Origin of the sequence: Lentzea sp. HUAS TT2, from assembly GCF_051853195.1 — a bacterium.
Classification (GTDB): domain Bacteria; phylum Actinomycetota; class Actinomycetes; order Mycobacteriales; family Pseudonocardiaceae; genus Lentzea.
The window spans coordinates 1,271,064-1,285,229 of the sequence record NZ_CP196667.1; the positions used below are offsets into that span (position 1 = coordinate 1,271,064).

At 69.7% G+C, this 14,166-nt stretch carries 16 protein-coding genes; 8 read left to right on the forward strand and 8 right to left on the reverse strand.

What is annotated here, in order from left to right:
* Positions 1-47 precede the first annotated feature (47 nt).
* Positions 48-1,016 (reverse strand): thiamine-phosphate kinase, encoded by a 969-nt coding sequence (locus ACSHWB_RS06370; RefSeq protein ID WP_439661148.1) that lies wholly within the window; start codon positions 1,014-1,016, stop codon positions 48-50.
* 97 nt (positions 1,017-1,113) lie between these two features.
* Between ACSHWB_RS06370 and ACSHWB_RS06375 the strand changes: the two genes are divergently transcribed.
* Positions 1,114-1,347: an Lrp/AsnC ligand binding domain-containing protein gene (locus tag ACSHWB_RS06375; protein ID WP_030467939.1), complete on the forward strand. Its 234-nt coding sequence runs from the start codon at positions 1,114-1,116 to the stop codon at positions 1,345-1,347.
* A 19-nt stretch (positions 1,348-1,366) separates the two neighbouring features.
* On the forward strand, positions 1,367-1,930 hold the full coding sequence (locus tag ACSHWB_RS06380; RefSeq protein ID WP_439661149.1) for a DUF3515 domain-containing protein: 564 nt from the start codon (positions 1,367-1,369) through the stop codon (positions 1,928-1,930).
* On the opposite strand, the gene ACSHWB_RS06385 is transcribed toward ACSHWB_RS06380, so the two are convergent.
* Positions 1,927-2,976, reverse strand: coding sequence for a D-alanine--D-alanine ligase family protein (locus ACSHWB_RS06385; protein WP_439661150.1), 1,050 nt, complete (start codon positions 2,974-2,976; stop codon positions 1,927-1,929). The two genes, ACSHWB_RS06380 and ACSHWB_RS06385, sit on opposite strands and share 4 nt — an antisense overlap.
* A 57-nt stretch (positions 2,977-3,033) precedes the next feature.
* Between ACSHWB_RS06385 and ACSHWB_RS06390 the strand changes: the two genes are divergently transcribed.
* Positions 3,034-3,990: a GNAT family N-acetyltransferase gene (locus tag ACSHWB_RS06390; RefSeq protein WP_439661151.1), complete on the forward strand. Its 957-nt coding sequence runs from the start codon at positions 3,034-3,036 to the stop codon at positions 3,988-3,990.
* On the opposite strand, the gene ACSHWB_RS06395 is transcribed toward ACSHWB_RS06390, so the two are convergent.
* A complete protein-coding gene (locus ACSHWB_RS06395) occupies positions 3,974-5,344 on the reverse strand; it encodes a PLP-dependent aminotransferase family protein (protein WP_439661152.1) in 1,371 nt (456 codons plus the stop codon). The two genes, ACSHWB_RS06390 and ACSHWB_RS06395, sit on opposite strands and share 17 nt — an antisense overlap.
* Before the next feature lie 67 nt (positions 5,345-5,411).
* Here ACSHWB_RS06395 and ACSHWB_RS06400 point away from each other — a divergent pair, with 67 nt between their 5' ends.
* Positions 5,412-6,056 carry a pyridoxamine 5'-phosphate oxidase family protein gene (locus ACSHWB_RS06400; protein ID WP_439661153.1) on the forward strand — a complete coding sequence of 215 codons (645 nt, stop codon included), beginning with the start codon at positions 5,412-5,414 and terminating at the stop codon, positions 6,054-6,056.
* Here the strand turns inward: ACSHWB_RS06400 and ACSHWB_RS06405 are convergent.
* The 4 genes from ACSHWB_RS06405 to ACSHWB_RS06420 form a co-directional block, all read right to left on the reverse strand.
* Entirely contained in the window at positions 6,037-6,495 is a 459-nt protein-coding gene (locus ACSHWB_RS06405) for a cysteine dioxygenase (RefSeq protein WP_439661154.1), read from the reverse strand. The two genes, ACSHWB_RS06400 and ACSHWB_RS06405, sit on opposite strands and share 20 nt — an antisense overlap.
* Before the next feature lie 119 nt (positions 6,496-6,614).
* Positions 6,615-7,682 carry a cystathionine gamma-lyase gene (locus ACSHWB_RS06410; RefSeq protein ID WP_439661155.1) on the reverse strand — a complete coding sequence of 356 codons (1,068 nt, stop codon included), beginning with the start codon at positions 7,680-7,682 and terminating at the stop codon, positions 6,615-6,617.
* Complete coding sequence (locus ACSHWB_RS06415; RefSeq protein ID WP_439661156.1) at positions 7,679-8,689, reverse strand: NAD(P)H-dependent glycerol-3-phosphate dehydrogenase; 1,011 nt, start codon at positions 8,687-8,689, stop codon at positions 7,679-7,681. The genes ACSHWB_RS06410 and ACSHWB_RS06415 overlap by 4 nt, the downstream gene beginning before the upstream one ends.
* 2 nt (positions 8,690-8,691) lie before the next feature.
* Positions 8,692-9,399 (reverse strand): lysophospholipid acyltransferase family protein, encoded by a 708-nt coding sequence (locus tag ACSHWB_RS06420; protein ID WP_439661157.1) that lies wholly within the window; start codon positions 9,397-9,399, stop codon positions 8,692-8,694.
* 71 nt (positions 9,400-9,470) lie between these two features.
* On the opposite strand from ACSHWB_RS06420, the gene cofC reads away from it, so the two are divergent.
* The 3 genes from cofC to ACSHWB_RS06435 all read left to right on the forward strand — a co-directional run bounded on the left by cofC (position 9,471) and on the right by ACSHWB_RS06435 (position 12,427).
* A complete protein-coding gene (gene cofC, locus ACSHWB_RS06425) occupies positions 9,471-10,094 on the forward strand; it encodes a 2-phospho-L-lactate guanylyltransferase (protein ID WP_439661158.1) in 624 nt (207 codons plus the stop codon).
* Between the two features lie 46 nt (positions 10,095-10,140).
* A complete protein-coding gene (locus tag ACSHWB_RS06430) occupies positions 10,141-11,115 on the forward strand; it encodes a hypothetical protein (protein WP_439661159.1) in 975 nt (324 codons plus the stop codon).
* 139 nt (positions 11,116-11,254) lie between these two features.
* Positions 11,255-12,427 (forward strand): acyltransferase family protein, encoded by a 1,173-nt coding sequence (locus ACSHWB_RS06435; protein ID WP_439661160.1) that lies wholly within the window; start codon positions 11,255-11,257, stop codon positions 12,425-12,427.
* Here ACSHWB_RS06435 and ACSHWB_RS06440 read toward each other — a convergent pair.
* Positions 12,346-13,785 (reverse strand): hypothetical protein, encoded by a 1,440-nt coding sequence (locus ACSHWB_RS06440; protein WP_439661161.1) that lies wholly within the window; start codon positions 13,783-13,785, stop codon positions 12,346-12,348. The two genes, ACSHWB_RS06435 and ACSHWB_RS06440, sit on opposite strands and share 82 nt — an antisense overlap.
* A gap of 158 nt (positions 13,786-13,943) precedes the next feature.
* On the opposite strand from ACSHWB_RS06440, the gene ACSHWB_RS06445 reads away from it, so the two are divergent.
* Positions 13,944-14,135 carry a hypothetical protein gene (locus ACSHWB_RS06445; RefSeq protein WP_439661162.1) on the forward strand — a complete coding sequence of 64 codons (192 nt, stop codon included), beginning with the start codon at positions 13,944-13,946 and terminating at the stop codon, positions 14,133-14,135.
* Positions 14,136-14,166: the final 31 nt, after the last annotated feature.

Here is a 14,166-nt window from a genome sequence, read left to right on the forward strand (position 1 = left end):
GTCTGGATGGTCATACGTGCGCGTGCATAGTTCCACGGAACTGAATTCTACGCGCGCCAGTGCTCCCAGCCAGGAGGTTTTTCGTAGACCCTGCCGTCGACCGTGACACCTTCCCCCGCACGCACCGTGCCGATGGTCGTCCAGTTCGGCGGCACCGACTTGGGGCCGGGGAACGTCGCCGCGAGAGCGTGGTCCTCACCCCCGGTCAGCGCCCAGTGCCGCGCGTCCCCGCCCAGCGCCGACGCGACGTCGAGCAGACGCGGGTGCAACGGCAGCAGCTCGGTGCGGACGTCGATCGCCACGCCCGAGGAGTCCGCGATGTGGCTCAGGTCCTGCAGCAGCCCGTCCGAGACGTCGATCATCGACGTCGCTCCTGCCTCCGCTGCCCTGGGACCTTCCTCGTACGGCGGCTCGGGGGTGCGCTGGGCGTTCACGATGCCGACCGGCGAACGGAACCCGCGGCCGAGCACGGCGAGTCCCGCGGCGGCCCAGCCGAGCCTCCCGGTGATCGCCACGACGTCCCCGACGAGCGCCCCGGACCTCGTGATCGGCTCGAGTCCGTTCATGTCGCCCATGGCGGTGATCGAGATCACGAGCGTGGCGGAGCTGACCATGTCGCCCCCGACGATGCCCGCGCCGGCCTTCGCCGCCTCGTCCCACAGTCCCGCCATGATCCCCTCGACGACGGCCGCGGGGGTGTCGGCGGGACAGGCGAACCCGACGAGCAGCGCGGACGGCAGCGCTCCCATCGCGACGACGTCGGCGAGGTTCACGGCGGCCGCTTTTCGGCCCACCTGCTCGGGACTGGACCAGTCGAGTCTGAAGTGGACACCCTCGACGAGCACGTCCATCGAGGCGACGACCCGTCCGTCGGGGACGGCGACGACGGCGGCGTCGTCCCCCGGCCCGAGGATGGTCGTCTCCGGCTGCGCCCGACCGGTCGTCACCCGGTGGATGAGATTGAACTCACCCACATCGGCGACCGTCTCCGCGTCGCGCGGCGGCTCCGGACGCAAAGTTGCCTCCCAATCTGAGCATTCGGAACCCCAACTGGGGTACGTTGCGTGACACGTTCCTACCTCGACCCAACCTGTCGCGACGAAGGGGCACGCCGTGGTGCATGCATACATCCTCATCCAGACCGAGGTCGGCAAGGCCGCCGCAGTCGCCTCCGAGATCTCCGGAATCGCCGGGGTAGCAACCGCAGAAGACGTCACCGGTCCTTACGACGTCATCGTGCGCGCCGAAGCGGAGACCGTCGACCAGCTCGGCCAGCTCGTGGTCGCGCGCATCCAGAACGTCGAAGGCATCACCCGTACGTTGACCTGCCCGGTGGTGCATCTCTAGCCCGTGTTGTCATAACCGGGTGACTCAGCAGGAAACCACGTCGGCGCTGTCCCGGCCGCTGCTCGCGGCGGTCGGGCTGGCGGTGCTGCTCGCCATCGGTGTCGCCGGGCTCGGTCTGGTGCTGGGCACCGGAAACCAGTCGGAGGACGTGCCCGGTCGCACGGGTCCCCTCGCGCTGGTCTCGATCGACGCACCGTCGGCGGGCGCTCCGGAATGCGCTTCCCTGGTGGAGAAGCTGCCGGTGGGACTGCCGTCCGGGAAGGACATGCTGTCGCGCCGGGAACTCGCCTCACCCGCTCCCCCCGCCACGGTGGCGTGGGGTGACGCCAAACACGATCCGGTGGTTCTGCGCTGCGGCTTGGCGCGTCCGTCCGAGCTGAACGCCACCTCACAGCTGCGCGTGATCTCCGACGTGCAGTGGCTCGAGCTGCCCGGTTCGGACAGCTCGACCTGGGTGATCGTGGACCGCGGTGTGTACGTGGCGCTGACGGTGCCCGCCGACGCGGGCACCGGGCCGTTGCAGGACATCTCCACCACCGTGCGCGACCTGCTGCCCAAGCAGCCGATCAAGTCCTCGCCCTAACGGAGTCCCGAGCCTCGCGCGATCGCCGTCTCGATCAGCGTGGTCAGCAGCGTCGAGAAGTCGATGCCGGTCGCGTCCCACGCCTTGGGGTACATGGAGATCGGCGTGAAGCCGGGCATGGTGTTGAGCTCGTTGACGATCAGCTCGTTCTGCTCGGTCAGGAAGAAGTCCACCCTGGACAGACCCTGGCAGTCGAGCGCCTTGAACGCGGTGACGGCCAGCTCGCGCAGCCGCGCGGTGATGTCGTCGTCGAGCTTCGCCGGGATGTCGGCCTCGTAGGAGTCGTCGACGTACTTGGCGTTGAAGTCGTACCACTCGACGCTCTCGCCGACCGGGCGGAGCTCGGCGGGCAGCGAGGCCTCGACGCGGCCGTCCGGGAACTCCAGCACCGCGAGCTCGATCTCGCGGACGTTCGGCACGGCGGCCTCGATGATGACCTTGGGATCGTGCTGGCGCGCCTCGAAGATGGCGGCGTCGAGGTCGTTCCAGTCGGACACCTTCGAGATGCCGACGGACGAGCCGGCGCGCGACGGCTTCACGAACACCGGCAGCCCGAGGTGCTCGCGCTCGTCGAGGGTGAGCGTGGTGGCGGCGCGGTCGAGCGCGACGAACTTGCCGACGTTCAGACCCTCGGCCTGGAGGATCTTCTTGGCGAAGACCTTGTCCATCGCGGCGGCGCTCGCGAACACGCCGGGCCCGACGTACGGGACGCCGCCGAGCTCGAGCAGGCCCTGGATCGTGCCGTCCTCGCCCCACGCGCCGTGCAGCAGCGGGAAGACGACGTCGACGTCCTTCAGAGCCTGGCCGGGCTCGATCGCGGCGACGGTCTGGTTGCGCAGCGTGGGGAGGTTGCCGGCGCCTGCCTCCAGCGCGTTCGGGTCCGTGCCGAGCGCCCACTGCCCCTGCGGTGTGATGCCGACCGGCACCACCTCGAACCGGTCCGCGTCCAGGTAGGGCAGGACGCTCTTGGCGGACTGGCAGGAGACCTCGTGCTCGGAGCTGCGGCCGCCGAAGACCACGGCAACCCTCGTCTTGCGCTGCGTCATGCGGGCGACCCTACCCGTTTGGGCGATTGTGCCTACCTGCCAGTTAGCCTCGGTCACGTGCTGGAGATCAAACCGATCGACCTGGACGACGACGCCGAACTCCACGCCTACGCCGACGTGCGGATCGCGGCGCATCCGGCGTCGAGCAGGGAGCGGATCATCGCGTCGTTGCACGAGAAGAACCCGGATTTCGACGAGGTGGTCCGCCTGATCGCCCGCCGCGACGGCGAAGGCGTCGGCATCACCTCCGTGGGTCTGCTCGGTGGCTTGAACGCAGGGCTGGCGATCGGCCCGATCACGGTGCACCCAGCGCACCGCGGGCAGGGCGTCGGCACCGCGCTGCTGGACGCGTTGTTGCCCGACTTGCGCGCCCGCGGCCGGGACACGTTCGAGAGCTGGGGTGTGATCAAGGGCAGCGTGGGCGAGCACTGGGCGGTGGCGCGCGGGTTCCGCCTGGCCGCGTCGAGGGTGATGCAGCGGCTGACGTTCGCCGGCACCGATCCGGCTTCCTGGGAGATCGAGGCACCGCCCGGATACCGGCTGGAGCGGTGGATCGGTGCGACGCCGGAACACTTCCTGGCGTCGGTCGCCGTGACCCGGCAGTCGATCCACGACGCGCCGGCCATGGACTCCGCGCTGCGGGCACCGGAGTGGACGCCCGAGGTGGTGCGGGCAGAGGAGGCCGAGGCTCGCGCCGGCGGTGTCGAGCAACGCGTTGCCGTCGCGGTCGAGGAAGCCACCGGCCTCGTGGTCGCGCTGACCGACGTCGCACTGCAGCCCGGCGACTCGGCGCACACCCGATGGGGAAGCACGATGGTCACGCCCGCCCATCGCGGCCACGGACTCGCCCGAGCCGTCAAGGCGCACATGGTGCGCTGGTTGCTCGCGGACCGGCCCGCGCTCGAGAGCGTCGAGACCGGGACGGACGCGACCAACGCCGCCATGATCAGGGTGAACGAGCAGCTGGGCTTCGTCACCGACCGCGAGGTGGTCGTCGTCAGCCGTTCGCTGTGAGCAGTTCCGTCAGCACCGGCAGGGCGTTCACCAACTGCTCCCGCGAGCACGCGCTGTACCCGATGACGAGGCCGTGCAACTTGGCCCTGTTCACGTAGTGCCGGGCCAGGCCGTCCACCCGCAGGCCGCGTTCGAGCGCCTGCCTCGTGAGTTCGCGCTCCCGTTCGGCGTCGGGCAGCAGCACCACGACGTGCGCGCCCGCGTCGTCGCCGAGCACCTCGATGCCGGCCTCCGCGAACGTGTCGATGATGAGCGCACGGCGTTCCGACAGCTCACGGCGCAGCTTGCGCAGGTGCCGTCCGAGGTCGCCCATCCGCGCCAGTTCGACGACGACCCGCTGGCCCGCGGCGGCCGGGCTGGTGCCGGTCAGGTCGCGGTGTTCCAGCACGGTCGTGGCGATGTGCTCGGGCGCGACCATCCAGCCCGCGCCCAGCGTCGGCGTGAGGATCTTGCTCGTGGTGCCGAGGTGGACCACGACGTCCGGGGCGAGCGCGGCCAGCGACGGCAGCGGCGCCACGTCATATCTGAGCTCGCCGTCGTAGTCGTCCTCGATGACGAGCCAGCCGTCGCGCCGCGCCCGTTCGACCAGCGCGACCCTGCGTCCCGCCGACATGCGTCCGCCCAGCGGGTACTGGTGGGCGGGCGAGCAGTAAACCGCCTTCACTCCGGCCGGGACTGCGTCCGGCAGCAACCCCTCCGCGTCGACAGCGGCCTGGACCACGCGAAGGCCGTTGGCCTTGAAGACGCCCACGGCCCGTTGGTAACCAGGTTCCTCGACGGCCACCGCGTCGCCGCGCTTGAGCACCGCGACCGCGATCTCGGTCAGCACGGCGGTGGTGCCGCCGGTCGCCAGCACCGGGTCGGCGTTGACGGCCAGGCCGCGGTGGCGCAGCAGGTGTTCGGCGATGGCCTCGCGGTACTCGGGCAGCCCCGCGCGTTCGGGACGGGACAACGGTGGCGCGTCCGCCGCGGCCCGCCAGGCCCGGCGCCAGGCCGCGCGGTCGAGGCCACCGGCCCAGGGCGCGCCGGTGCCGAGGTCCACGAAGTCGGTGATGACGGGCGCGACGGGCTTGTGCGAACGCTTGCGCAACGGGCCGGGCGGCGTCGTCGTGACGTAGGTGCCGGAACCGTGCCGACCGGCGATCCAGCCTTCCGCATGCAGCTGCTCGTAGGCGGCGGCGGTGACCGTGCGGGAGACTCCGAGAGAGTCGGCCAACGCGCGCGTGGACGGCAATCGGTCGCCCGCGCGCAGGCGGCCTTCGGACGCGGCGGAACGCAGGGCGTCGGCCAGCTGGACGGCGAGCGGTTCGGCGGACTCGCGGTCCAGCGCCACGGGAAGCGCGGTCTCAGCCAAAGTGGCCTTCTCATTTCGATGGAAAATGGCGCTTCAATAATGCCACTTCCGGCCGCACAGTAGAAACATGACCTCTGACGTGCAGCTCTCCCCCACCCCGCGCAGCACCGTGATCCGCGGCAAGAAGCGAGCCGTCGAAGACCGTCAGGTGCTCTACGACATCCTCGACGCGGGCCTCGTGTGCCACCTCGCCGTAGAGGTCGACGGGGCGCCGTTCCTCATCCCCACCGCGTACGGGCGGGACGGCAACCGCATCTTCCTGCACGGGTCGACGGGCTCACGCTCCATCAGGAGCATGCTCGAGGGCAAGCAGGTTTGCGTCGCGGTCACACTCGTCGACGGCGTCGTCTACTCGCGGTCGGTGTTCCACCACTCGATGAACTACCGGTCGGCGATCATCCACGGCACCGCGAAGATCGCCGACGACCCCGAGCACGCCCTGCGCACGATCGTCGAGCACGTCACGCCGGGCAGCTGGGACTACGCGCGCCAGCCGTCCAGGAAGGAGCTCGCGCAGACGGCCGCGCTGGAGATCGACCTGACCGAGGCGAGCGTGAAGGTGCGCGAGGGCGGGCCGGGCGAGGAGCCGTCCGACCTCGAAGCGAACCTCGTGTGGGCCGGGCACATGCCGATCGTCCAGTCGTGGGGCGCACCGGTGCCGCACGAGACGGACAAGGCCATCCCGCCGCACGTCAGCGGACGGGACCGTTGACCACGTCGTAGCGGTACGGGGTCATGGCGCGTGTGCCGTGGCGGTAGACGTGGATCGACACGGCCGGATCCACACCGTCGTTGCGCACCTGGTGCACGTAGCCGGGGCCCCACACGCGTGACTGACCGGTGTGCAGCGAGTGCACGACCTGGATCTTCGTGGTCACCACCTCGGTCAGCAGGCCGCTGACCACGGTGAACGCACCGGAGGTCGTGTCGTGGTCGTGCAGCGACGCGGTCTGTCCGGGGAGCCAGCTCATCAGCCAGATCTCCTGGTCGTCGGTCTTGTCGACCAACGCCGAGAAGCGCTCTTCCGGGTCGTACCTCAGCAGGTGCTTCCAGCGGTCGCGGTCGGCCGCCCACGACAGAGCCACCCGGACGGGGTGCAGCAGGGCGGAGTTCTCAGGCAGAACGAGGCTGTTCTCGGGAACGGCGAACATCGGGAGAAAAGTCCTTACCAGGCGAGTGCGCGAAAAGAGGACGCGGGACTATCGCCAGGTACAACAGCAACATGCGTTGAAGGACATGGAGCAGAGGGTCCCGAAAACGGGACCCTCCGTCAATCCAGTCCCAAGGCTTGGGACACGTCCGCGACCAGATCGCGAGTGTCCTCACAGCCGGCCGAGAAGCGCACCAGGCCTTCCGGCACCGGGTCGCCGAACTGGGCCCGCCGGTCCGCGGTCGAGTGCAGGCCGCCGAACGACGTCGCCGCCGACACCAGCCGCGAGCGCGACAGGAACTCCTCCACGGCGGCCACGTCCGGGAGCTCGAACGTCAGCACGCCGTTGAACCGCCGCATCTGCCGAGCCGCCACGAGGTACGAGGGGTCGTCCGACGCTCCGGGCCAGCGCAGGTTCGCCACGCGACCCTTCAGCAACGCGTGGATCGCTGCCGCGTTCTCCGCCTGCCGCGCGAGCCGCAGGTCCAGCGTTCCCAGGCCGCGCAACGCGAGCCACGTCTCGAACGGCCCGGGGATCGCGCCGTTCAACGTCCGCGCGTCCCGCACCTTCGCCGCCAGCTCGGCCGACGCCAGCGTCACGTGTCCGAAAAGGACATCGCTGTGCCCGGCAACGGCCTTGGTGTCCGAGGCCACCACGACGTCCGCACCCAGCTCCAGCGGCCGCTGACCCAACGGTGTCGCGGTCGTGTTGTCCACGGCCAGCAACGCGCCCACGGAGTGCGCCCGCGCGGCCAGCTCCACGATGTCGCAGACGTCCAGACCGGGGTTCGACGGCGTCTCCAGCAGCACCAGCCGGACGCCCTCGAAGGACGGGTACGGCCCCGCGGTCGGCACCTCGACCACGTTCACGTCCATTTCGGACACGAACCTGCGGGTCAGGAAGTAGCCGTCCGACGGGACGACCAGAGTGTCCCCAGTGGACAGAACCGTCCGCAGCAACGTCGAGATGGCCGCCATGCCGGACGGGAAGACGACGCACTCGCCACCTTCCAACGACCCCAGCGCGGTTTCGAGGGCACGCCAGGTCGGGTTGCCCGCGCGGCCGTAGAAGTCCTCACCGCCCAGGTGGTACGCCGACGCGAACACCGGCTGCGCGCCGAACGGGTCCCCCGGCTCGCCCGAGACGGAGTGGACGACCCTCGTGCCGTCACCGAACTCCGGGGTCACTGGCGTTCGTGCTTGCGGTCGCGGCCCAGCAGCGCGGCACCGAGGTCCCGCACGCTCAGCCCGTCGTGGCAGACCTGGTGGACGCCCTCGGTGATCGGCATGTCGACGCCGTGCGCCGCCGCGAGCTCGCGGATCGACGAGCAGGACTTCACACCCTCGGCGACCTGTCCGTGCGCGGCCTCCTGCGCCTGCGCGAGGGTCTCGCCGCGCCCGAGCCGTTCGCCGAAGGACCGGTTGCGCGACAACGGCGACGCGCACGTCGCCACCAGGTCGCCCAGTCCGGCGAGGCCCGCGAACGTCAGCGGGTCGGCGCCCAGCGCCGCGCCCAGCCGTGCGGTCTCGGCCAGGCCGCGGGTGATGATCGACGCCATCGTGTTGTCGCCGTAGCCCATGCCCGCCGCCATGCCGCACGCCAGCGCGATGACGTTCTTGCACGCCCCGCCCAGCTCGCAGCCGACCACGTCGGTGTTGGTGTACGGGCGGAAGTACGAGTTCGAGCACGCCTGCTGCAGGTCGACCGCGCGGTCGTGGTCCGTGCAGGCGATGACGGTCGCGGTCGGCTGCCCGACGGCGATCTCCTTGGCCAGGTTCGGCCCGGACACCACGGCCACCTGCGACTCGTCGACGCCGGCGACCTCGCGGATCACCTCGCTCATCCGCTTCAGCGTGCCGAGCTCGACGCCCTTGGACAGCGACACCAAAGTCGCGTCCGGCGGCAGCAGCTCCTTCCACGCCGAGAGGTTCACCCGCAGTGTCTGCGACGGCACCGCGAGCACCACCGCGTCCGCCCCGTCCAGCGCCTTCGCCGGGTCGGAGGTGGCCGCGAGGTTGCCCGGCAACGAGATGCCGGGCAGGTAGCCGGAGTTCACGCGGGTCTCGGTGATCTCGGAGGCGATCTCCTGACGCCGCGCCCACAGCACGACCTCGGGACCGGAGTCCGCGATGACCTTCGCGAAGGTAGTTCCCCACGAGCCGGCGCCGAGCACCGCAACGCGTTCGATCGCCATGGTCAGGCCTTCCTCGGTCCGTAGAAGCCCTCGGGGGCCGGCTCCTGCCGCACCTCGGCCAGGAGGCTCTTGACCTCGCCCATCAGCAGGTCCGTGACCTCGCGCAGCATCGGGAGCGTCTCCTCGCGGCCGCGGTAGGCGGAGAGGTCGACCGGCTCGCCGACGAAGTGCGTGATCGTCTTGCGCGGGAACGGCCGGAACTTCTTCTGGTAGTGGTTGTAGAGGTCGAGAGTGCCCCAGCGGGCGACGGGGATGACCGGGCCGTCGTGCTGCAGCGCGAGCCGGGCGACGCCCGTGCGGGAGTTCGCGGGCCAGCCGTCGGGGTCCTTGGTGATCGTCCCCTCCGGGTAGATCACCACGAGCTTGCCGTCCGCCAGCGCCTCGTGCGCCGCGCGCAGGCTCTGCTGCGCGTCCGCCGTTCCCCGGTAGACGGGGATCTGCTCCGCGCCCTTCAGGATCGCGCCCATGATCGGCACGTTCCACAGGCTGTGCTTCCCGAGGAAGCGCGGCACCCGGTAGTGCTTGTGCACGAACATGGCGTCGTAGCACGGGTCGAGGTGCGAGATGTGGTTCATGACAAGCAGTGCGGCACCTTCGCGCGGGATGCGCTCACCGTGCACCGTGCGGTGCCTGCCCAGCACGAACGACATCGGGTAGACGATCGCGGCAGCGACCCCGACCCAAAAGCCGCCCTTCTCCCTTTTGGCCACGAGGCCTCTCCTAACCTGCGTAGATCTGCGCCCGAGAGCACAGTAGTCGGCAAATCGTGGACTATGGCGAGGTGCGGGATGAAGTTGACCTAGTGGTCCCGGTCAAGACCCTGGACAGGGCCAAGACCAGGCTGACCAGCGCGACCGGCGGAGATCCGGTCTCACACGCGGCGCTGGCGCTCGCGCTCGCCCTCGACACGGTGAGCGCCGCGATCGCCACCCCCGGAGTCCGCCGAGTGGTCACGATCACATCGGATCCTGCCGTCGCGTCCGAAATGGCCGCTCTCGGTGTCGAGTCGCTACCGGAGCCCGCCGAGCCCGGCCTCAACGCGGCGTTGAGGCACGGTGCGCGCACGCTCAGGTCGTCCCGGATCGGCGCGCTCCAGGCGGACCTGCCGGCACTGCGGCCGGACGAGTTGCAGGCCGCACTCGAGGCCTCGGCCGGCCTCCGAGCGTTCGTCCCGGACCGTCAGGGCACCGGCACGACACTGCTCCTCGCGGCACCCGGCGGCGAGCTCGACCCGAGGTTCGGCGTCGGATCTGCCGGGCACCACCGCGTCTCCGGTGCGGTCGCTCTCATCGGGCCGTGGCCGTCGCTGCGCTGTGACGTGGACACGGAAGAGGATCTGCGGCTCGCGCAGGCGCTCGGGCTCGGACCGCGCACCGCGAACGCCTTGCCCGCCTGGACAACCTGAGCAGTCGTCGCGCGTCTTCCCGGGTGATCACGACTTGGGGAGACTGATGCGAGCGCTCATCGCGCTGGCGGGCGTCACTGCGCTCGCAGGCTGTGTGGCCGCCTATCCGATCGACCGTCCACCCGACTACAGGGCGGAGAACAACCTCAGCACGTGCGGGGTGGACCTGCCCCAGGACTGGAAGGACCTGCTGTCGCGCACGACGACAGAGGTGGGCTCGCACGAGAAGGTCACCGTCGTCGCGGCGGACGTGGACGGCGGCACGACGCTGGTGAAGACCACGCGCAACAGGACCACCGAACTCGTGCTGCGCGACCACGGCAAACGCCAGCAGGTGGTCGCGATGCAGAACGACGGGCAGGTGTTCGGCGTCGAGTTCGACGGCCGCTGGGTGACGTTCTCCACCACGCCGAACCCGGCGAACCTCACCACCACGACCTACGCGTGGGACTCGCGCAACGACGGCGCACCCACCGAGATCGGCGGCTACGGCGCCGTGGTGCACAACGGCAAAGCCGCCTGGTCGGACCGTGCGGGCGTGCACTTCTACGATCTGGCCAAGAAGAAGGACAGGATCGTCGGCCAAGGCAAGACTCCCGTGTTCTTCGGCGACGCGGTCATCTGGCAGCAGGACGGGAAGTTCCGCGGTGAGGGAGCGCTGCCGGAACAGCTGGCGAACGCGACCCCCGGCCCCAGCGTGGCATCGGACGGCCGCACGGTGGTGTGGACGCAGGGCGACACGCTGCGCGGGTGGCGCGACGGCTGGCCGGAACCCCGTGACCTGGCCGGGATCGAGCTCACGCCGAGGAGCGAGGGCATCCTGTTCCCACGGGTCAGCGGGGACTTCGTGTCGTGGGTCTCCGGGTCGTCCCACGTCACGGACATGCGCAGCGGCGCGACCCTGCGGACGACCGACGGCGCGTACTGGCTGGAAGTCCACGGCGGAGTGCTTACGCAGCAAGGATGGCGCGTCGCGGCCACCGCGCCGCTCTCGGAGCTCTCCCCGTTGCGGCGGTGCTGAAGTTCGTGACGAACGACACGAAAGTGTTGGTTCAGGCAACGCAACGGGGAACCCCGGCACCTTTACATCCGTATCCCCTGCTGCAAACGACGTATCCCCCGACGTCGTTCCCCGACGCGTTGCCCTGAGGTGTTACTGCATGAGTTCCCTGACGCACGCCGACTACCTGGCGTTGCGCCGCTTTCCCGCTCTCGACGGCCTGCGCGCCATCGCCGCCGTGCTCGTCGTCTTCTTCCACTACGGCGGCCCCGACTGGCTCCAGGGCTGGGCCGGGGTCCAGATGTTCTTCGTCCTCAGCGGGTTCCTGATCACCACGCTGATGCTGCGCGAGGAGCGCAGGACCGGTGAGATCTCGCTCAGCGAGTTCTACCTGCGGCGGGCGTTCCGGATCCTCCCGGTCTACTTCGTGATCCTGCTCGTGACGGTCGTGGCCTCCGCGTTCTACGGCACGTTCGTCAGCAACGGGATCGGTCCCGCGCTCAAGTACTTCCTCACGTTCACCAACGAGTTCGCCGGCGCCAGCCCGTACGGGCAGTCCTGGTCGCTGGGCATCGAGCAGAAGTTCTACCTGGTCTGGCCACTGGTCGCGATCGCGCTGGGCACCGTCGTGCTGCGCCGCCGCGCCGGTGCGGCGGCCCTCGGCATGCTGCTCGCGCTCGTGGTCGTGAACTTCACGGCGTCGCACAGCAACCCCGGCTGGCCGCTGCACTACTTCTCGATCCTGACCGGCGTGCTGCTCGCGATCGCGCTGCACAGCCCGCGCGGGTTCGCCCTGCTGCGCCCGCTCACGAGCCGGGCCGCGCAGGTGATCGTCGCCGTTGGATTCGTCGGCGTGCACCTGAGCGTGAAGCCGATCGCCGGTTTCCTCGACGGGATCAACGGAATCCCTGGTCACGTGCTGGTCATCCCGGTGTACGCGCTCGCGACGGCGGTGCTGCTGACCGCGATGGTCGCGCCGGGACCGGCCACGACCTTCCTGTCCACGAAGCCGATGCAGTTCGTCGGCGAGCGGTCGTACTCCCTTTATCTGGTGCAGACGATCGCCGCGACGATCCTCTGGTTCTTCTGGCCCTCCTTGTCCGGTCTCGGCCAGTCCGCAGCGGTCACGGCACTGGGGTTGGCGCTGGCGAGTGTTCTCTACGCGACCGTGGAGATCCCGATGATCAACCTCGGCCGGCGCGTGATCACCCGCCAGCGCGCGAAGGCGGAAGTCAGGGCAGGTGTGGCCGCTCAGCAGGGCGCGCCGCAGGCTCCCGCACCGCAGTCGGCAGAGTCGTCGCGGTTGGCGACCATCGGGCAGGCCCAGCCGTAGAACGGGTTCGGGGCGAGCGGCACGGGTTCCCGGTCGCTCTCCCTGGCCAGTTCCCTGGCGTGGTGCGCGGTGAGCGTCACGGGAGTGCCGCTCGCCTGCGCGTCGTAGGCGCCCTTCTCCAGCTGCAGGATCTCGACGCCGCGCGAGATGTCCGCCACGAACACCGTGTCGCGGTGCCAGTACGGCGCCCACGACGTCGCGGTGTCCGGCCGCCAGTACCCGATCTGGATGGGCTTGGCGGGGTTGGAGATGTCGAGGAACCGGGTGCCCTGGTTGTACCAGGAGTACGCCACGATCCTCTTCCGCACGTCGAAGTAGTGCGCGGAACACGTGACGTCGCCGGGGATCGTGCCCTCCTGGTCGTCCGGGCTCCAGATCCCGACCGTCCTCATCTCCTTCGGGGTCTCGCCCCAGCCCTCGCCGTTGTGCGTGCCCTGCAGCGAGGAGATGACGAACCGGCCCTCGGTCTTGCAGGTGGGCGAGCCGAACGCCTCCTCGGTGTGCAGCAGCAACGAGCCAGGCGGGTTCTCGCGCGTGGGCCGCGGCCCGTCGTCGAGCGTGCGGCCGATCGGGCGGAACGAGTTGTGCGTGAACGAGGTCGGCATGTCCGCCTTCGGCACGGTGCCACCCGCGTACGCGACCGGATCCCACGCCTTCGCCTCGCGGTACTTGCCGCTCAACGGGTCCCGGTGCCAGCCCTGCGTGTAGTAGCCGCGGGTGCCGTCGTCACCCGCCACCCACGCGATGCCCTGGGCGTCGACCTGCACGTCGTGCGTGATCTTCCCTTCGCCCGACTTGCCGCGGACGTCGACGGAGACCGGGAGTTCCTTCGGGGTCTTCGGATCGCGGATGTCGGTCACGAAGATCCGCCCGGTCTTGGCGTCCGACCGGTCGAGCCCCGCCGTCCAGAGGAACTGGCAGTCGTTGACGCAGGTGCTGGTGTGACCGGTGTTCTGCCGGTGAAAGCTGAGGATCTTGAGGTCGGCGGGGTCCACAGCGGACACGATGTAGTTGCCGGTAGGGCGGTCGCCGGGCAGCGCGCGCCCGAACGAGTTGACCTCGCGTGCCAGGAACGCCAGCTTGCGCTTGGGGTCGACGTTGATGTCCTCGTTCTCCCAGAAGCGCTTCGTCGGGTCGTCGCCCGGCAGCGCCATCTCCTCCTTGGTGAGGTGGTCGAGGAGCTTGGGCCGGTCGAGGTCGGTGACGTCGAACGTCTTGAGCCCGGTCTCCATGCTGACGAACGCCACGTCGCGCTTGCCGTACTGGGCGAACGCGATCGAGATGGCCCGTTCGGTGCCGGGGAGTGAGGCCTTCAGGCGGACGTTCTTGGCCGCCGCCTGCAGTCGTGGTTTGTCCACCTTCGGAGTCCTGGGTTCGGCTGAGGCAGCCGAAGCCAGTCCTGCCGTGGTGAAGGCCAACAGGGTCGCCGCGGTGATCGTGGCAATAACCTTCACGGATCGACCCTGGCAGCGCGCCGAAGCAGGCCAGTACCGACGAACGTCTAGGGTTCTGGTCCGTGCAGGCGACCGTGTCTACTTTTAACAGCGACGGCTCTGCCGTCGTTCTGCGTGATGACGGCGTTCTCGTCGACGTGAGTGCCGAGGCGGTCACGGCGGGTGGCTGGCGAATGCTGCGTCCGGGGCAGCGGGTGACCCTCGAACGTAGCCCCGACGGAGCCATCAGCGCTCTTCGCATGCCTGTTCTGTGACGAGGAGTTCACCGAACGGACGTCCTGGTTA